General features: G+C 71.6%; 14 protein-coding genes. 4 read left to right on the top strand and 10 right to left on the bottom strand.

From position 1 onward, the window contains the following. The first annotated feature begins 171 nt into the window (after positions 1-171). Positions 172-651, top strand: a complete 480-nt coding sequence (locus tag AB0L53_RS52980) for a peptidoglycan-binding protein (protein WP_364012659.1) — start codon at positions 172-174, stop codon at positions 649-651. A gap of 97 nt (positions 652-748) precedes the next feature. Here AB0L53_RS52980 and AB0L53_RS52975 read toward each other — a convergent pair whose 3' ends face one another. The 3 genes from AB0L53_RS52975 to AB0L53_RS52965 form a co-directional block, all read right to left on the bottom strand. After that, positions 749-3031, bottom strand: coding sequence for a WD40 repeat domain-containing protein (locus tag AB0L53_RS52975; protein WP_364012657.1), 2283 nt, complete (start codon positions 3029-3031; stop codon positions 749-751). A 184-nt stretch (positions 3032-3215) separates the two neighbouring features. After that, the gene (locus tag AB0L53_RS52970; protein ID WP_364012654.1) at positions 3216-3563 is read right to left on the bottom strand and encodes a hypothetical protein; all 348 of its coding nucleotides are present in this window, start codon (positions 3561-3563) and stop codon (positions 3216-3218) included. Positions 3564-3898: 335 nt separating this feature from the next. After that, on the bottom strand, positions 3899-5083 hold the full coding sequence (locus AB0L53_RS52965; RefSeq protein ID WP_364012651.1) for a serine hydrolase domain-containing protein: 1185 nt from the start codon (positions 5081-5083) through the stop codon (positions 3899-3901). 305 nt (positions 5084-5388) lie between these two features. Between AB0L53_RS52965 and AB0L53_RS52960 the strand changes: the two genes are divergently transcribed. Continuing rightward, complete coding sequence (locus tag AB0L53_RS52960; RefSeq protein WP_364012648.1) at positions 5389-6108, top strand: hypothetical protein; 720 nt, start codon at positions 5389-5391, stop codon at positions 6106-6108. A 117-nt stretch (positions 6109-6225) separates the two neighbouring features. On the opposite strand, the gene AB0L53_RS52955 is transcribed toward AB0L53_RS52960, so the two are convergent. From AB0L53_RS52955 to AB0L53_RS52935, 5 genes are all read right to left on the bottom strand, one after another. Next, positions 6226-7797, bottom strand: coding sequence for a hypothetical protein (locus AB0L53_RS52955; protein WP_364012645.1), 1572 nt, complete (start codon positions 7795-7797; stop codon positions 6226-6228). Beyond that, a complete protein-coding gene (locus AB0L53_RS52950; protein ID WP_364012642.1) occupies positions 7794-8681 on the bottom strand; it encodes an ABC transporter ATP-binding protein in 888 nt (295 codons plus the stop codon). Before AB0L53_RS52950 ends, AB0L53_RS52955 begins: the two co-directional genes overlap by 4 nt. Then, positions 8674-9312: a TetR family transcriptional regulator gene (locus AB0L53_RS52945; protein WP_364012639.1), complete on the bottom strand. Its 639-nt coding sequence runs from the start codon at positions 9310-9312 to the stop codon at positions 8674-8676. The genes AB0L53_RS52950 and AB0L53_RS52945 overlap by 8 nt, the downstream gene beginning before the upstream one ends. A 78-nt stretch (positions 9313-9390) precedes the next feature. Continuing rightward, positions 9391-10242, bottom strand: coding sequence for an alpha/beta hydrolase (locus AB0L53_RS52940; protein ID WP_364012636.1), 852 nt, complete (start codon positions 10240-10242; stop codon positions 9391-9393). A 9-nt stretch (positions 10243-10251) separates the two neighbouring features. Next, positions 10252-13668: a serine/threonine-protein kinase gene (locus AB0L53_RS52935; protein WP_364012634.1), complete on the bottom strand. Its 3417-nt coding sequence runs from the start codon at positions 13666-13668 to the stop codon at positions 10252-10254. A 54-nt stretch (positions 13669-13722) separates the two neighbouring features. On the opposite strand from AB0L53_RS52935, the gene AB0L53_RS52930 reads away from it, so the two are divergent. Beyond that, positions 13723-14433: a type 1 glutamine amidotransferase gene (locus tag AB0L53_RS52930; protein WP_364012631.1), complete on the top strand. Its 711-nt coding sequence runs from the start codon at positions 13723-13725 to the stop codon at positions 14431-14433. An 81-nt stretch (positions 14434-14514) separates the two neighbouring features. Here the strand turns inward: AB0L53_RS52930 and AB0L53_RS52925 are convergent, their stop codons facing one another. Beyond that, positions 14515-15036 (bottom strand): HXXEE domain-containing protein, encoded by a 522-nt coding sequence (locus AB0L53_RS52925; RefSeq protein ID WP_364012628.1) that lies wholly within the window; start codon positions 15034-15036, stop codon positions 14515-14517. Between the two features lie 75 nt (positions 15037-15111). Between AB0L53_RS52925 and AB0L53_RS52920 the strand changes: the two genes are divergently transcribed. Then, positions 15112-18051: a bifunctional [glutamine synthetase] adenylyltransferase/[glutamine synthetase]-adenylyl-L-tyrosine phosphorylase gene (locus AB0L53_RS52920; RefSeq protein WP_364012625.1), complete on the top strand. Its 2940-nt coding sequence runs from the start codon at positions 15112-15114 to the stop codon at positions 18049-18051. 46 nt (positions 18052-18097) lie between these two features. On the opposite strand, the gene AB0L53_RS52915 is transcribed toward AB0L53_RS52920, so the two are convergent. Continuing rightward, a complete protein-coding gene (locus tag AB0L53_RS52915; RefSeq protein WP_364012622.1) occupies positions 18098-18892 on the bottom strand; it encodes a transposase in 795 nt (264 codons plus the stop codon). Positions 18893-19004 lie beyond the last annotated feature (112 nt).

Below are 19004 nucleotides of genomic sequence, written 5' to 3'. Positions count from 1 at the left end.
TCGACATTTTCCAGAACGAGTTAAATCGTCGGCTTCCCCAGAGTACCGCCGAGGGAGCCGGGTATCCACCTGCCGGAAACCTGGATTAGGGCGGCGAATTACGGGTCATGACCCTGCCCCGGAAAGCGGGACCAACGCCGCCCTTGCCGACGACTCGACGGAGGACGACTCGTGACCATTACGCCGACTTTGCAGGCACCGCCATTTCCCGGCATCATCAAAAAGCCTCAGCAGGGCGACGCCGTAAAGAAATGGCAGCAGCGGATGCAGGACCGCGGCTGGCACATCAAAGTAGACGGGATCTATGGAACTGAGAGCGAGCGTCTCTGCAAGAGCTTCCAGGCCGAGAAGCACCTGCAGGTCACCGGCGTCGTCGACGAGACGACGTGGGACAAGACGTGGACGGCCCCGAGCGCGGTGGCTCCGCCGTTCCCCGGTCGCGTCCTCAAGCAGCCGCCGATCATGAACGGCGAGGATGTGCGGCAGTGGCAGGACGAGATTAACAAGCGCGGCTGGCCCCTCATGGTCGACGGGAGCTACGGGCCAAAAAGCGAAGAAATCTGCCGCCAATTCCAGAAAGAGCACGCTCTCGTGGTCGACGGTCGCGTCGGGCGGAACACATGGACCAATACCTGGGTAGAGACGATCTGAACTCGCCTGCCGAAAGTCAGAGCTTCGCTTAGTTCGGACCTCGTCCTTGTAAGGCGGCCCTTCACCGGCAAAATGCGGTGAGGGGCCCCTCGCATTGTCAAACGGTGTCGACGCGCCAGGCGAGTACGCGGCCGTAGTGGGACTGGCCGTACACGTGCGGCTTTCCGCGGATGGTCGCCGCGGCCACGGAGCGTACCGGGCGGGCGAACGCGCCCAGGACGGCCACCCGGCGCCGCGGGGCGGCGTCCCACAGCGTCACCGTGCCGTCCTCGGTCCCGGTCACCAGCAGGACCCGATCGTCGTGCTCGACCAGGCTCAGGCAGGTGACGGTCGAGGTGTGCGGGATCCACTCCCGTCGCTCCCCGGCGGCGGCGTCCCATAGGTGCACATACCTCCCGCTGCCGACGGCGAGTACGTCGCGGTCGGCGATCCGGCCCATGGCCAGGCCCGCACCGGCGTCGTCCACGCCGAGCGTCCGGATGTGCCGGCCGGTCAGCGGGTTCCACAGGTCCACCTCGCTGTCGCGCCGCGTGGCCAGCACCGGCTGATCCCCGGCCCGGCCGAAGGCGCTCTCGCTCAGCGCGAACCCCCACCCGGGCAGCTTGGCCACGCACTCCTGCGTGACCGGGTCCCACACCTCGGCGCCGGCGGCGAGCAGCGCCCGGCCGTCGACCTCGCCGAAGGCGAGAGCGGTGGGTGAGGAGTGGTCCAGGCCGCCGAAGGTGACCCGGCCGCCCTCGGCGTCGTCCTTCCGCGCGATCCCGCGGATCTTGCTCAGTGGCTGCCACAGCATGGTGCCGTACGCGGCACAGCCGCTGCTCGCGATGTACGGCCGACCGGCCACCTGCCCGGCCGTCAAGCCTCGGCAGCAGTGGTCGTAGGGCGATATGTCGCAGTCGTGGCCACGGCCGCTCTGGCGGCAGCCCACCGAGCCGATCTTCTTCCCATTCGTTGCGTCCACCAGGAGCACGGTGTCGCTGTGCGTGCCGACGGCCAGGACGGGCGCGCCCCGCGCCGTGGTGAACAGCGCCAGCCCCGACCCGCCGTAGCCGGTCCGCCGGTGCTGGTGCGGCGTCTGCGCGTCCCACACCTGCACTGTCCCGTCGAGCCCACCCGTGGCCAGGCAGAGACGTTCCGCCAGGCTCCCGAAGGCGGCGGTCGTGATCAGGCGGGTGTCGGCGTCCAGGTCGATGTCCGTCTTGTGGCCCGGGTGTCTGATCGCCGCCTTCGCGGGCCGTTCCCACACCTTGCCGGTGTCGGTGTGGTTCGCCACGAGCATGACGTTCCGCCCGGCGTGGGTGGTCATGGCCACCGGTCCCTGGTCGCGGTCGAACCCCCGGTCGCGAGACGTGTCGCGGAGGTCGTCCAGTTTCAGGTAGACCAGCTCGCGGCTTTGCACCGTGTAGCCCGGCGGGTGTTCGATGCGGACCACCACACCGACTTCGGGCCGCCCGTTCTCCTCGCCTATGAGCAGGGGCGGAGTGAGGCCGTCCTGCTCCATGTCCGCCCAGATGTCGTCCAGTTCGGCCGTCCCCAGTCGCTCGCCGGTGGCGACGTCCCACACGTGCAGCTCATACGAGGACAGAGCGGCCAGCACCGTCCGCTCGCCCAGCTTCGCCACGCCGAGGTCGAGTACCGCGTCCCGCTCCTCCGCGCGCAGTGCGCGCACGAGCTCGCCGGTGGCCGGATCCAGCAGGTCGACGCGGCCGTCCTCGTCGTCCTCCGGGTAGCCGCGGTTGTAGAAGCCGATGGCCACGGCGAGCAGCGTCCGGCCGCCCTCGGCCTCGACGAAGGTCAGGGCTGTCGGGTAACCGCCGGTCAGGTCGCGGGTGAATCCGCTCGCGCCGGTGAGCGGATTCCAGGTACGGATCGTGCCGCCGTCGTCGCCGCCGGCAAGTATTGGGCGGCCGTCCACCACGCCGAACGCCAGGGCGCGGACGCTCGCCGTATGACCCTCCAGGTCCGCCCCGGCCTGGTCGAACATGGCGCGAAGCCGTACCACATGGTCGTCACCGCCGCTGGCCACGAACGTGCGGCCCTCGAACTCGCCCACCGCCACTGCCCAGACCGGGCCGTCGTGCCGGGCCGGGCACACGTGGAAGGCCGTGGGTTGTTCGCCGGTCTCCCACGCCAGGGTCCAAGTCCCCGGCTCCAGGGTCCGTGTCCCCAGCTCTGCCGAGTCCAATGCCGCCAGGGCCTCCGGCTCCTCGGCGGCGGCGGTCGCGCGCAGGAACTCGAGCCGTTCGGGGCCGGGCAGCGTGAGGAGCCGCGGGAGTGCCCGGCGATAGGCCCGCAGCAGCGCGGGTGGCCATGATCCGTCGAGCGCGCCGCGCGGGAGCGTCGGACCGGCCTCGATCAACGAGGTGAGATCGAGCGGCATCGTCGCTGTCCCTCCTCTTGCGCTCGATCCTCTTGCGCTCGATCAGAACCTAATGATCGTGATCGCCAAGGTACGGCGGGCTTCGCCAAATCGTGATCATCTACGCGGCGGATTCTCCTCTCCCTGGTGGAGCCGGCGCATCACTGGGTCCCGAGCGTCGGCTCGGGCTGATGGCGGGCGGCGGTCACTGGAACGCGTAGCACTCCACTTCGGCTCGGCGATAGGACAGGTGCTTGGCCACGGAGTCCCGCACGCACGCGCGTTCGTTCGCGCTCAGCTGCAACGTGCCGCACACGGTCACGCTGGAATAGGTGCGGCAATCCAGCGAGGGATCCGCCTCCCCGACGCGGTAGTTCGCCCTGACCGCCGCGCGGCACTCCGAACGTGCCTGCGATGTGTTGGCGTACCTGCATTGATGCATCAGGACCTCGTACTGGGATTCGCTGACCTGGTGGCGGTCGCCGTCCCAGGCGGGGATCGTTCCGAACATGGGGAGCAGCCACAACCCGGCGGCGGCGATGATGAATTTCATGGCTTCCCTCCAACACGCGCGAGGCACTGGCGGGGAGACGTCGCAGTCCACATCACCTGCTGAACTACCCCCGTCTGGATACTTCAGTCGCAGGCCATGGCCTCATGGGGCCGACCGGCCGCGGGCCTGAGGACCAGCTCGCGCCGGGGTGGCCGCGACCCATGGTTTTGGGCCGGTGCGTGGCGAGGCAACCGGAATTCGGGCGCCATGCCCGAGGTGGCCCAGCCCCAGAAGGCGGCCGCAGCCGCGCCGGCCTCGTCCGCAGCGCTCCCCGGCCAAGGGCCGCCCCCTGATCGGCCAAAGGCCGCCCCTCGCTCGAAGGGCGGTACGTCGGATCAGAAGTACTTCGAGGTCAGGTCCGTCGTCGGCCAGGTGGTGATCTTGACGGCGTTCATCTGGCCGTCGATCACGTCGAAGTCCGGCGTCCCCGTCTCCTCGCGCCGGTTGAACACCGCCGCGTAGCTCCAGCCGTTCTGCAGCCGCGCCAGGTACGAGAACGTGCCCGGCATCGAGCCGTTGTGCCAGGTGTTGAGGTGCCCGGTCACCTGCCGGACCCACCAGCCGCCGCCGTACCAGGAGCCGGAGGAGGTGACGCCGGTCTCCGGCTTGGCGAACAGCTTGGCGATCGACGCCGTGCTCAGCACCGTGCCCGGCCGGTCGAAGGCGAGCGTCCAGCGGACGAGGTCCACGGCCGAGGCCAGCCAGCCGCCGTTGGCGTCCTGGTTGGGCATGTTGAAGCCGCCGTACGGGTACGGCACGACGGTGCCCGACTCGTCCATGACGGTCTTGTTCGTGTACTGGGACTGGTACATCACCTCGCCGGCCGCGGCCTCGGTCCTGAGGCTCTTGCCGAGGCGCATCCGGGTGATGCCGAGGGGCTTGAGCAGCTTCGTCTTGACGTACGTCTCGTACGACATGCCGGACACCTTCTCGATGATCCGGCCGAGCAGCATGTAGCCGTAGTTGCTGTAGACCATCTTCGAGCCGGGGGCGAAGTCGAGCTGCCGGCCCGTGGCGTACTTGATGATCTCGGCGTGGCCGATCGGCAGCGGTACGTCCAGCGCGGCCGAGATCGTGTGGTCCAGCCAGAGCTGGTCCTGCTTGGAGGTGTCGCGGTCCCAGCCGCCCAGGTGCTGCATCAGCCGGAGCACGGTGACCTGGTTCATCCGAGTGTCGGCGGGGGTGAGGCCGAGCAGCGTGGTCACCTTGGCCGAAAGGCTCAGCTTGCCGTCCTGCACCAGGCGCATGATGGCGGCGGAGGTGATGTTCTTGCTCAGGCTGGCGATGCGGAACAACGACGTCGGGGTGACGGCGGGGATCGCCTGGGCGCCGGTGCTGTAGCGATAGCCACGGGCCAGGACGATCTTTCCGCTCTTCATGACCGCCAGCTGGGCGCAGGAGATCTCGCGTTCCTTCACGAAGGTCTTGATCACGTTGTCGAACCCGGCCAAGGACGCGGGAGCGGTCCCCGACGTCTCCACCACCGGAACGGGTGCGGCGAGCGCCGGCCGAGCCGTCATGGCGGCGGCGGGTACGGCAATGGCCCCCGCTTTGAGCAAGCTTCTACGAGTGAGCGTTCGGCGAGTGAGCATTGTCACTTCTGACTCCTAGGTAACGTCCATGCAAAGTTGGGCCCGTATCTTACGGACATGGAGGATCCGGCGCAGCCTGGGTCTCCCGCTGGGAAGTTTCACGCCCCCGCGAGGGTTATGCGGTGGGCAAAGACCCGTTCAGGGTGTGGGAAACTGATCGTCCGTTAAAATCGGCTCGTTCCAAAACGACTTTTCGGATATTTCGCCATATGGGCGATGTTGGAGGGTGTGGCATGACGACGGCTGCCCTGCAGACCGTGCTGACCGTTCCTGAGCGTTTCAGGGGCCCGGCTGGAGTCGCCAACGGCGGCTGGATAGCCGGCACCATGGCGGAGGCCTTGGGCGGCGACAGATCGGCGGTCGAGGTCACGCTGCACGCGCCCACCCCGCTGGAGACCGACCTGTGCCTGGAGCACGTCGCCAACACGGTGTCCCTCCACCAAGGTGACAAGCTGCTGGTCGAGGCCATCCCGGTGGCCGAGGACCTGACGGCGCCCGAGTTCGTGGCGTTCAACGACGCCGCCCGCGCCGAGGCCGGCTTCCCCGGCTGGCGAGGCCACGCCTTCCCCGAGTGCTTCGCGTGCGGGCTGCGCGAGCCGGGTGACGGGCTGCGGATCTTCCCCGGCTCGGTCGAGGGGACCGACCTGGTGGCCGCCGGGTGGCGGGTGCCGTTCACGGTGGCCGACGAGGACGGCGTGCCCGCCTCCGTGGTGGGGGCGGCGCTCGACTGCATCACCGGCTGGGCCCACTTCAAGCCCGGCGAGTCGGCGCTGCTCGGGCGGCTGGCCGTACAGATCCATCGGCGGCTGTACGCGGGCGGGGCCTACTCCGTCGTGGCCCGGGCGACCGGCCGCGAGGGGCGCAAGCTGTTCGGCGAGAGCGCGATCTACGAGGTCGACGGCACCCTGGTGGCCGCCGCCCGCGCCACCTGGATCGCTCCCCGCGAAGCCTGAGACGCCTCGGCCTGGGGCACATGGCCTGCGCCTGACGACGCATGACCTGAGACGCATGACCTGCGCCTGAGACGTACGGACGGCCCGGCACGGAGTCGTGCCGGGCCGTCCGTCTGTTCAGCCGATGTCGCGGCGCCTGATCCCCGCCAGCCCCGCCGCCGCCAACCCGGCCGCGACAAGGACGAGCACGGCCAGCGGCACCGCGCTGAACGGCGCGCCGAGCAGCGTCCTGGGGATGTGCGAGAACGGTGACAGACTCAGCACCGCGTCGTTCACCTGCCCGAACTCGAAGGCCAGCTCGATGAGCAGGAACCCGCCGAGCATCGCCCAGGCCACGGCCGCCGCGATTCTGGGCAGCAGGCCGAGCAACCCCAGCGCGAGCGCGGCCACGACCCACACGGCAGGCAGCCACACCAGCGCGGTGCCGAGCATCATCGGCACCTCCCGGCCGACGTCGCCGATGCTCAGGCCGTACGAGAGGCCGATCGCCGCGCCGGCGACGGCGAGCATGACGATCGGGCCGGCGACCGCGAAGGCCAGGTGCGCGGATGCCCAGCGGGTCCGGCTCGGCGCGGTGGCCAGCAGCAACTCGGCCAGCCCGGCGCTCTCCTCCGCCCGGGGGCGCAGCGCCGCCGAGACGGCGTAGGCCGAGACCGCCTGGCTGAGCACCAGCAGGCTGAACGTGAACAGCGCGTCCGCCCCCGAGAACAGGCCGGACAGCTGACCCTCCGCCCCCTTGGCGGCCCCGCCGAGCAGCAGCCCCACCAGGGCGCACCCGGCGGTCCAGGCGAGCAGCGTGCCGCGTTGGGAGCGCCAGGCCAGCGCGAGCTGGTTGCGCAGTCCCGGCGCGCCGACCGCGGGCCCCGGCCGGGGCGGCAGCAGTCCCGCCGCGAGATCGCGCCTGGCCGACAGCAGATAGGCGGCGCCGCCCAGCAGGGCCGTCCAGGCGGCGAACAGCAGCAGCACCTGCCAGTGATCGCCGGTCCAGGCCCGCGACAGCCGCGCCCAGCCGAACGGCGACAGCCACGACAATCCGGAACCCCGCGCGTCGCCAGCCGCGCGTACCAGGAACAGCAGCCCGGTGACCGCCAGCGCGAGGCCACGCGCGGCGCCCCCGCCGGTGGCGACCTGGGCAGCCACGGCGGCGACGGTGGCGACCGCCACGCCCACGCCCGCGGTGGACAGGCCGAGCACGAAGGCCCCGCCGGCGGGGAGACCGAGGCCGATCAGCACGGCCGAGAGCAGCACCGCGACCATCAGGTTGGCGGCGGACACCACGGCCAGGGCCGCGGTGAGGCCCGCGTGCCGCCCCACCACGGTGGAGCCGAGCAGCTCGCGACGGCCGGTCTCCTCCTCGACGCGGGTGTGCCTGATGACCACGAGCAGGCTGGCCACGGCCGCGATGAGCGCGCCGGACATGCCCGCGCCCCAGGCGACCACTCCGCCCATGCTCGGCTCGTACACGAAGCCGCGCATCGCCACCTGGGCGGTGTTGCTCATCGCCTCGTCGGCGTACTGCCGCAGAGCCTCGGTGGTGGTGTAGAGCTTGACCGCGCCGGAGGCGACGCCGTACGGCACGAGGATCGCGACCGCGACCCATACGGGCAGCACCAGGCGGTCACGGCGGAGGATGAGCCGCACGAGCGCGGCCGTGCCGGTGAGTCGGCCGGCCCTTGAAGGCGGACTCACGCGCTCACCTCGTAGTGGCGCAAGAAGAGCTCTTCCAAGGTGGGCGGGCGGCTGGTCAGCGAACGGACGCCGATCTTGGTGAGCGTGCCGAGCAGCTCGTCGAGCGCGTCGTCGTCCACCTGGCAGCGCACCCGGTCGCCCTCCACGCGCAGGTCGTGCACGCCGGGCAGGGCGGCCAGGCCGTCGGGCGGCGCGGCCAGCTCGGCAGAGACGGACGTGCGCGCCAGATGGCGCAGCTCGGCCAGGGTGCCGCTCTCCACCACCCGCCCGGAGCGGATGATCGTCACCCGGTCGCAGAGGGTCTCGACCTCGGCCAGGATGTGGCTGGACAGCAGTACGGTGCGGCCGGCGTCCTTGGCCCGCCCGACCTGCTTCTGGAAGACGGCCTCCATGAGCGGGTCGAGGCCGGAGGTGGGCTCGTCGAGGATGAGCAGCTCCACGTCGGAGGCCAGCGCGGCGACCAGGGCGACCTTCTGCCGGTTGCCCTTGGAGTAGGCGCGGCCCTTCTTGGTGGTGTCGAGCTCGAACGCCTCGATCAGCTCGGTACGGCGGCGCGGGTCCAGCCCGCCGCGCAGGCGGCCGAGCAGGTCGATGATCTCGCCGCCCGACAGGTTCGGCCAGAGCGTGACGTCGCCCGGTACGTAGGCGAGGCGCCGGTGCAGCGCCACCGCGTCCTGCCACGGGTCGCCGCCGAGCAGGCGCGCAGTGCCCGAGTCGGCCCTGAGCAGGCCGAGCACGACGCGCAGGGTGGTGGTCTTGCCCGCGCCGTTCGGGCCGAGGAAGCCGTGGACCTCGCCGGGCCGTACGGACATCGTGAGGCCGTCCAGCGCGTGGACGCGGCCGTAGGACTTGCGCAGGTCCTCGATCCGCAGGACGTCAGGCATCTTCGCCCTCCTGGGCTTCGGCTTCATGGGAGGCGGCGTGGCGGTCGAGGCCGGAGCGGGCCTGCGCGACGAGGTCGGGGCCGGCGAACTCGGGGGAGACGATGTTCAGCATCGTCTTGCTGATCCGCGTCATGGTCTCGGGCGCGAGCGCGTCGCCGCCGAGCGTGCGGCTCAGGTGGTCGTGCAGGACGTAGATGCCGAGGTTCATGGCGGTGTAGACGGCGGCGTGCCCGCGCGCGTCCGGCCGGTCGCCCAGGTACTGCTGGGTGATCGCGACCAGCTGGTCGAAGATCGACGCGGCGGTCGGCGAGCCGTCGACCAGCGCCCGGCCCAGATAGCGCATGACCGGCGGCGCGGTGCGCCTGGCCTGGTCGATGAAGGCGGGGTCGTCGAGGCCGCCCTTGTCGACGGCCTCCTCCACCTCCTGGCGGATGTAGGCCACCACGAAGGCGTCGCACGCGTCGCGCAGCCCCTCCTTGGAGCCGAAGTGGTGCTGGACGAGGCCCAGCGACACTCCGGCGCGTTCGGCGATGGCGCGCATGGTCGCGCCTTTCACCCCGTGTTCCGCGAAGTGCACCAACGCCGTGTCCCTGATCCTGGCCTTGGCGGTCAGGTCTTCTGCTGGTCGCATGTATTGCCACCCATACATTCGTATTGTGAGCAAGTCGAGCGTATGGCACGCATGGCATGGCAGGCAAACCAGGGGGCTTCAGGATCCGGACGTGAGCCGGTCGGCGACGATCGACGCGCAGCGCTCGTCGAACATGATCGTGTAGTGGTTGCAGTCGGGGATCACCTCGTCGGCCAGCCCCGGCAGGCGGGCGGTCCACGTGGCGGCCAGCGCGTCGGGCAGCATGCCGGTGTCCTGGTCGAGCAGCCCGCGCGGCGCCCTGATCAGCGAGAGCGGCGCCCTGATCGCGCTCAGCGCCGCGCCGACGCGCTCGGACTCGGTGAGCATCCACCGCCCGTCCTCGCGCACCGCGTCACCGGCCACGCGCGAGCGCAGCGCGCCCTCGGCGCCGGTCAGGTCATAGCGCACGTACGCCTCGGCGTCGGCGTTCCAGTTGTCGAGGAAGGCCGGGTGCGCCATGAAGAAGCCGACGTAGGCCTCCGGTGTCGGGAACGTCCGGCGCAGCCGTTCCACGGCCGGTCCCAGGGTGGCCTCCAGGACCTCGTCAGGATCGGCGCCCTCGGGCAGCGGCAGCGGGAGGCCGCCGTCGAGGAGCACCACGCGGGCGAAGTCGCGTTCGGCGCCGACCAGCGCGGCGACGTAGGCGCCCATGGAGTGCCCGGTCAGCACGGCCTCGGGGCCCGCGCCCACGTGGTCGGCCACGCGCAGCACGTCCTCCGCGTGCCGGGTCAGCCCGTACGGGCCGGGCAGCGCGGCGCTGTGCCCGCGACCGCGCAGGTCCATCGCGACCAGAGACCAGTCGGCGGGCAGCAGCCGCGCCACCGCGGCCCAGGCCATCAGCGAGGCGGTGATCCCGTGCACCGCGATGATCAGGCGTGGTCCCGTCCCGAACGTGGCGACCCGCAGGCCGCCGACCTCGTCGAGTCTCATAGCCGGATCTTAAGGACAAACCTTCTGGTAGGGCAGTCCTGGCACGAAGCTTCGCCACTCGCCGGGACTCAACGGCCGCCCGGCGCGGGCGCAGATCGCGGCCACCATCTTGCCCGGCTCGACCGGCCGCTCGCGTAGGGCCCCTGCCTCGTCCAGGGTGAGCACTCCCGAGCCGTCGGCGGTGAACGCCGGGCCGTAAAGGTCGCCGTTGCTGCCGTCGCCGTCGTCGAGCGTGCCCAGGTCCGCGCCGGCGGCCAGGTCGACGAGCCGTAAACGGTGGTCGCGCGTGACCAGCGCGACCACGTCCTCGCTGGGTGACCTGACCGCGACATCCCCGCCCTCGAGACGGCCCAGGGCGGCCTGGCGGGCCCGCTTCCCGGTGGCGGTGTCGTAGACGCTCACGCGACCGCGGGAGTCCACGACCGCCAGTGACCTGCCGTCGTGGGTGAAGACCACGTCGGTGACGGTCGTGCCCTGGCCGGTGCCCCCGAACGGCTTGCCCAGCCGCCGGCCCGACGCCGCGTCGAACAGGTACTGCTCGCCGGACCCCACCGCCAGTACTTTGCCGTCGGGGGAGAAGTCGGCGTCATGTACCTTGCCCACCTTCGCCGACCACAGCTGGCGCTTCGATTTCCAGTCCCAGACGCTCACCGCGTAGCGGCGGGACACGTCCTCGTCGCTGTACTCCAGCCCGGTGGCCAGCTTCGTGCCGTCGGGGCTGAAGGCCAGGAAAGTGGTCTCATATTCCGCCAGGTCGCCGCGGGGCGCCGCCTGTGCGAGCGTGCGCCGCGTGCCGCTGTCGAGGACCGTGAACCCGCTGATGCCGCCCACCGCGGCCAGCCGCCCGTCGGGGCTGATCGCCGCGGCGTCCGCCGGGTCGGAATCGGGCCTCTTCATCACCGGGGCGCCGAATGACCCGCGCGGGTCGGCGAGGAAGACCTGGTAGCCGTCCTCGGAGCTCAGGACCTGCCGCGCGCCGGGACCGAACTTCGCCCACGACCACGAGGGCGCCTGTTTCGGCGCGCGCACCGCGAAGTCGCTCAGGTCCACGGTGAGGACGCGGTCCTCGCTGAGATAGCGCAGGGTGTGGCCGTCGAAGCCGACCTGAGGCAGCGGCACGGAATCGTCCTCAGTGCCGCCGGGCAGGGTCAGCGTGGTGAGCAGCCGGTCGTATGCCCGCCAGACCTGGATGTTCTGCCCGGTCGCCGAGGCGAGCAGCCGCCCGTCGGCGCTGAAGGTCACCGCGCCGCCGTTCCAGATGTCCACCTCGTTCCCGAGATTCTCCGTCTGTCCGCCCGGGCGGTACGTGATCCGCAGCTTTCCGCCCACGAGCCGCACCGCCGACTTGCCGTCGGGTGAGACGACCGGGCGAGTGGCGAGCGGGCTCTTCGTCGGGGTGCCGGTCCGCAGGTCCCAGGTGTATTCGTACTGGTCGAGGATGATCAGCGCGTACCGGTCGGTCGTCCCGTACTGGACGCCGACCGATGTGCCCGTGTCGTCGCCCACGTCATGGCTGAATGTCCACGTCCCGGCGGCCTTGGCGGTGCGCAGGTTCCACACCCGCGCCCGCTTGTTGGTAACCACCAGCAGATTCCGGCCGGTGGGGGAGAGGGCGGCGGTCAGCGGCCGCTCGCCCGCCAGGCCCAGCCGGCCGATGCCGCCGCTCCGCTTGCCGGTGCGTACATCCCAGAGCCTGACCGCGTCGTCGCTCACGCTGGCCAGCGTCCTGCCGTCGTGGCTCAGCAGCCGCAGCGCGTCACCCGAGGCGGCGGGGTCCCTGAACGCGGCGACCTCGCGCTGCGCCAGCGAGGCGGTCAGCGCGGCCCTGGTCTGCGGGGTCCGGTCCAGCCGCCAGGCGGCCACGCTCAGCAGCATCGCCGCTCTCGGGTCGCTCTTGCGCAGCGTGCCCGCGAACTGCGCCAGCCGCGCCGCCTCCGCCTGGTCGCGCTGAGCGGCGATCCGATCGGCCCGCTCATCGGCGAGCGCGCTCTGCTGGACGGCCAGGCCGGTCGCGAGCAGCGAGATCACCAGCAGGGCCGCCAGGCTGATGGAGACGAGCCTGCTCCGCCTGCTCCTGCGTCTGGTCAGACGGGCGCCCGCGTCGAGGAAGTCGCGTTCGGCGGTGGACAGGGTGATGTTCCTGCGGGCCGTGGCCGCCCACCGCAGCGCGTTCTCCAAGCTGCTGCCCTGCAACAGATCGCCGTCTTTGCGCCCGGCCCGAGCCCACCGCTGGGCGGCGGTCAGGATCTCCTTGTGCACGGCCAGGCCGTCCCGGTTGGCCTCGACCCAGCGGCGATAGCGCGGCCAGGCGAGGGGCATGGCGGGGCGGGCCAGCCAGACCTCCTCGCCTTCCCTGGACAGCAGGTAGCCGAACACCTCCAGGATCCGGGTGACCGACGAGACCTCGGGCAGCGGCCGGCCCTCGACGAGTTCGGCCAGCTCCGCCCGCCGTACCGCGAGGCCGCCCTGCTCGCTCACCGTGATCAGCCGGAGGAAGACCTCGGGCGCGAGTTCGCGCTCCTCCGCGGACAGCAGCGCGTACGCCTCCTCGGCCAGCGTGCCCAGCGCGGGATCGTGGGCGGGGGCGCCCACCCGCGCGGCCTCCCTGCCGCCGGCGGCGAGCAGCAGGCCGGTGTCGAGGCCGCCCTCGGCGCTCACCAGGGCCAGCAGCAGCTCGCGAGCGGACGGGCGCTCCAGCGGGTCCTTGCTGAGCGCCGCGGCCACCAGCGGGCGCAGCGTGGCGGGCAGCACGCTCAGGTCGGGCCGGGCCGACAGCACCCGGTGCATGACCGCGCCCAGGTTCTCGGCTTCGAACGGGTCGGTGCCGCTCGCCGCGTAGACCATGATCGCGCCCCAGGCGAACACGTCGGCGGGCGTCCCGGCCCGCTGCCCGCCGAACACCTCGGGCGCCATGTACGTGGGCGTGCCCGTCACCAGGCCCGTCGCGGTGAGCGACATCTCCGCGGTCCGCGCCACGCCGAAGTCGATCACCCGCGGCCCGTCGGGACCGAGCAGCACGTTGTCGGGCTTCAGGTCGCGGTGGATCACCCCGGCGTCGTGGATGGCGGTCAGCGCGGTCGCCACGGCCGTGGCCAGGCGGTGCAGCTCGCCGCCGCCGAAGCGACGTCCCTCCGTGACGGCCTTGCGCAGGCTGGGGCCCTGGACATACTCGCTGACGATGTACGGCCTGGGCCCCTCCAGCTCGGCTTCCAGGACGCTCGCGGTGCAGAACGCGGCCACCCGGCGCGCCGCGGTCGCCTCCCTGGCCAGTTGCGCCGACTGGTCGCCGTGCAGCACCTTGATCGCCACTCGGCGGCCGTCCTCGGCGTAGCCCTCGTAGACGACGCCCTGGCCGCCCGTGCCGAGCCGCCCGGCCAGCCAGTAGTTGCCCAGCCGCTGGGGATCCCCGTCGATCAACTTGTCCACGGGCAGTTGGATGCATGCGGCTTGGTGAAAGTTTGGGCGGATAAATTACTCCTTATGAGGATTACGGTCATTGAGCACGAGGCAGACGCAACCCTCGGCTACCTGGGCGACTGGCTGGGGCCGGTCTGCGACGTCGTACGGCCGTACTTGGGCGAGGAGGTTCCCGAGCGCGCCGCCGACGGGCTGATCGTGCTCGGTGGGGAGGCGGCGGCGTGGGAGGACGATCGCTGCCCGTGGCTGCCCGCCACCCGTGACCTGCTGGCCCGCTCCGTCGATGACGGTACGCCCACGCTGGCCATCTGCCTCGGCGCGCAGCTGATGACCCTGGCCTGCGGCGGCACCGTGGAGCGGGGCAGCGAAGGGCTGGAGGTGGGCGTCTGCGAGGTGGTCGCGCTGCCCGCCGCGGCCGCCGATACGCTGCTGTCCGGTGTCTCTACGGCCGTCGCCGTCCAGTTCCACCAGGACGTGATAGCCCGGCTGCCCGACGGGGCGGTGCCGCTGATGACCGGCACACCGTACCCGAACCAGGCGTACCGGCTCGGCGCGTCGGCCTGGGCGGTGCAGTTCCACCCCGAGGCCACGCCGGAGATCTTCACCTCGTGGAGCACGGCCTCGGGCCTCGGCTCGGCCCGCGAGCTGAACGCGGCGGTCGGCGCGGCCGAGGAGGCGCTCATCGCCACCTGGCGGCCGTTGGCCGAGGCGTTCGGGCGCCTGGTCGCCGACAGGGCGGGGGCGGACCTCGAGCCGATTCAGGGCATGTCCTGAGTCGTTCCCTGACGCGCGCCCTGGCTGTTCCTGGTCTGCGTCGGCTGACGTCCGCGCGCACCGGCCGCCGTGCCCGATGGGTTACCGGCGGCCGGTACGGGGCCGGGTGAGCGCATGGGCGAGGGCGTGGACGCCGCCCAGGACGAGCGGCAGTGCGGCCAGCCCGGCCAGGGCCGACCCGCCGCCCGCCGTCGGCACCCCCGACGCCTTGAGCCGCCGCCACGCCCACACCGTGAACGGGATCACCACCACTGGCGCCGTCACCACGCCGGGCGTGTAGCCGCGCGCGAGCGCCGACTGCACCAGATGCCCCACCCCGTGCAGCCCGAACCCGGCCAGCACCGCCTGGAACACCGGGCTCCGTCCTCTGGTGCGCGCCCCCATGGCCGACGCCCCGGCCATGACGCCGCCCATGAGCCCGATCGCCACGTTCACCTGCCGCTGGGACATCTCCAGCCGCTGCCATGGGACCCGTGGGTAGCGCCGCTCCAGCTCGGGCCGGTGCTCGCGGGTCCAGCGGGCCATCGTCGCCAGCTCCTCCGCATCGTGCGCCACCCAGGCCGCGAGCAGCCCCCACGTCACCGTCGCCGGCACGCCGTCCATCCCAACCTCCAAAACGCAACGCAACGTTGCGTTCTACTTTAGGCTTCAGGGGTGGCGGGCTGTCAAGATGGGGTGGTGCCGAGGATCGAGTCCACCGCCGCCCGCCTGGCCAAGCTCGGCTTCGCCGACGGCGCGCGGGCCGCGACCCTGGTACGACAGTCGGGGGCAGAGCTGGATGACCTCCTCAAAGGACTGGTAGCCGTGTCCGACCCCGACCTGGCGCTCGCCTCACTGACCCGCCTGGCCGAGCGCGAGCCCCGCGTGCTCGACACGCTGCGCGCGGACGAAGACCTCCAGGGCAGGGTGCTCGCGGTGCTCGGGGTGAGCGCCGCCTTGGGGGAGCACCTCGTACGCCATCCCGAGCAGGTGGGGCTGCTGGCCCTGCCCGAGCTGGGAGACGCGCGGGCCGAGCTGCTGCGCGCCGTCGGCGCCGAGCCGGAGCAGGGCGAGCCCACCGCGTCGGATCCCGACGCGCTGGTGGCGCTGCGGGTGGCCTACCGCGGGCGGCTGCTGCATCTGGCCGCCCGCGACCTCACCGGGCAGATCGGGCTGCCCGACGTCACCGCCGAGCTGTCCGACCTCGCGGGCGCGGCGCTGGAGGCCGCGCTGGCCATCGCGCGGGCCGAGGTCGACGCGAGCGACGTACGGCTGGCGGTGGTCGGCATGGGCAAGCAGGGCGCCAGGGAACTCAACTACATCAGCGACGTTGACGTGATCTTCGTGGCCGAGCCGCGCGAAGGCGCCGACGAGACGGCGGCCCTGCGCGGCGCCACCCGCCTGGCCCAGGCCATGATGCGGGCCTGCACCGCGACCACTCCCGAGGGCGCGCTGTGGGAGGTCGACGCCGGGCTGCGGCCCGAGGGCCGCGCGGGGCCGCTGGTCCGCACGCTGGCCAGCCATCTGGCCTACTACCGGCGCTGGGCCAAGACCTGGGAGTTCCAGGCGCTGCTCAAGGCGCGGCCGGTGGCCGGCGACCTGGCGCTGGGCGCGGCCTATGTCGAGGCGGTCAACGAGTTCGTCTGGTCGGCCGCGACCCGGGAGCACTTCGTCGAGGACGTGCAGGCCATGCGCCGCCGCGTCGAGTCCCACGTACGGGCCGAGGGCGAGCGGCAGATCAAGCTGGGCCCCGGCGGGCTGCGTGACATCGAGTTCGCGGTGCAGCTGCTGCAGCTGGTGCACGGGCGGCAGGATCCGCTGCTGCGGCGCAAGGCCACCCTGCCGGCCCTGGCCGCGCTCTCCCGCGGCGGCTACGTGGGCCGTGACGACTCACGCGGGCTGGCCGAGGCGTACACCTTCCTGCGGCAGGTCGAGCACCTGCTGCAACTGCACCGGCTGCGCCGTACGCATGTTCTGCCATCGGACCCCGACGACCTGCGGCGGCTGGGCCGCGCGCTCGGCATGCACGCCGACCCAGTGGGGGAGTTCACCGCCAGGTGGCGGCGCCACGCGAGGGAGGCGCGGCGGCTGCACGAGAAGCTGTTCTACCGGCCGCTGCTGCAGGCCGTGGCCCGGCTGCCCGAGTCGGAGGCGCGGCTGTCCACCATCGCGGCGGAAGCCCGGCTGGCGGCGCTCGGCTACGTCGACCCCAACGGCGCCCTGCGCCACATCGCCGCCCTGACCACGGGCGTCTCGCGGCGGGCGGCGATCCAGCGGACGCTGCTGCCGGTCATGCTCGGCTGGTTCGCCGACACGCCCGACCCGGACGCGGGGCTGCTCGGCTTCCGCCAGGTGAGCGACAAGCTCGGCACCACGCCGTGGTACCTGCGGCTGCTGCGCGACGAGACGGCCGTGGCGGCGCGGATGGCGCGGGTGCTCGGCAGCAGCCGCTACGCGACCGGGCTGCTCCTGAACGCGCCCGACGCCGTCGGGCTGCTGGGCTCCGACGAGGACCTGGCCGCGCGCTCGCCGGACGCGCTGCTGAAGGAGGCGTCGGCCGCCGTGTCGAGGCACGGGTCCGACATGGAGTCGGCGGTGGCGGCAGTACGTGCGCTGCGGCGCAGGGAGCTGTTCCGTACGGCCGTGGCCGATATTTCCGGACTTATGAGCATTGAGCAGGTGGGGGTGGCGCTGTCGTCGCTGAACGACGTGACCATCCAGGCCGCGCTGGACGTGGCGATCGGCAAGGTCGAGGTGGAGCGGCGGGGGGCACTGCCGACCAGGTTCGCGGTGATCGCCATGGGACGGCTCGGCGGCATGGAGTCGTCCTACGCCAGCGACGCCGACGTGATGTTCGTACACTCGCCCGTGCCCGGCGCCTCCGAACGCGACGCCACCGACGCCGCGTACGCGGTCGCCAACGAGCTGCGCCGCCTGCTCGCCCTCCCCGCCCCCGACCCGCCGCTGCTCATCGACCCCGACCTGCGCCCCGAGGGCAGGCAGGGCCCGCTCGTCCGTACGCTGGCCTCCTACCAGGCCTATTACGCGCGCTGGTCCTCCCCTTGGGAGGCGCAGGCGCTGCTGCGGGCCCGCTTCTCGGCCGGTGACGCCGCGCTGGGCGCCGAGTTCGTCGCCGTGATCGATGACTTGCGTTACCCGCCCGAAGGCCTGTCCGACGACGTCGTACGTGAGATCAGGCGGCTCAAGGCCCGCATGGAGGCGGAGCGGCTGCCACGCGGCGCCGATCCCGCCCTGCACACCAAGCTGGGCCCCGGCGGCCTGTCGGACGTCGAGTGGGTGGCGCAGCTGCTGCAGCTCCGCTTCGCGGCCGGACACCCGGCGCTGCGGACCACCCGTACCTTGGAGGCGCTGCGCGCGGCCGAGGGGGAGGGCCTGCTCGCGGCCCCCGACGCGGCCGTACTGGCGGCGGCCTGGCGCTTCGCCTCGCGCGTCAGGGACGCGCTCATGCTGGTCAAGGGTCGTCCGGGCGACAGCGTCCCGGCCGACGTCAGGGAGCGCAGGCTCATCGCGCGCATCCTCGGTTATCCGCCCGAGGGCTCGGAGGACTTCCTCGACGACTACCGCCGGGTGACCCGGCGGGCCCGCCAGGTGGTCGACCGGGTCTTCTACGGTTCCTGACCTTTGACCTGCTTCCCGCCCTGAAGGGGCGGGGATTCCCGTGCCGCTATGCGGCAGCTCGTGCCGCTTGCGCGGCCCGTGCTGTGGAACGGGGTGCTTGACGTTTCGCGGACCCGGGTGGGTCTCCACGCCCTGAGACGGCCGGCCCGGCCGCCTGTCCTTTGCTCTTGATGTTTCTCGCTCCGATGATGTCGGCTTGCTCGGTGTGCTCGCAAGAGGTGCAGGAGAAGATCGCTTGGCTCTTGCGGCTCTTCTCGTCTACCTTCCCGCACGCAGGTTCCGGGCATGTCTGGGACGTGTACGCGGGGTTGATCTTATGGATGACGCTGCCGGTGTAGCGGGCCTTGGAGCGGAGGGCGACTTCCAGCCCGTACCAGCCCTTGTCGAGAATCGCCTTGTTGAGCCCGGATTTCGCCGCCGCGCCGTTGCGCAGGAACCTGCCCGGCCGATCGGGGTCGGGCTTCGGCTTGACGGCCGTGCTCATACCCCTGGTGTTCAAATCTTCGATGACCACATGCCCGTACATGCGGGTGAGCCGGTGCGCGGCCTGGGCGTTGAAGTCAGCGCGCCGCCACCGCACCCGCCGCATGACCTCACTCATCGCAGCCCTGACCCTCTTGCGCCGCTTCGATCCCTTCTGCGTGCGGGCGAGTCGGCGTTGCAGCCGTAGATACCGTTCCGCTTCGCCGAGCGTGACATACCCGAGGTCGTCTTGCCGGTCCTGTTTCGTCCCCCGTGGCAGCTGCCGGGAGGAGACCCCGCCGGTTCCGGCGTGGCGGCGGTCGAAGAACTCCCCGTCCGAGGTCACGGCGGCCGTGACCACCCCCCGGTCCACCCCCACCCATCCAGGGCAGGCATGTTCCCCACGCTCGACGATCCCATCCTCGACCAGGAAGCTGATGAACCAGAGCTAGGAAGAGGGTCGTGGAGGGAAAGAGAGTGTACTATCTAGA

The sequence above is a fragment of the Nonomuraea sp. NPDC052129 genome (assembly GCF_040680095.1).
Lineage (GTDB): Bacteria > Actinomycetota > Actinomycetes > Streptosporangiales > Streptosporangiaceae > Nonomuraea.
This window is presented reverse-complemented; position numbering and strand designations above follow the sequence as displayed.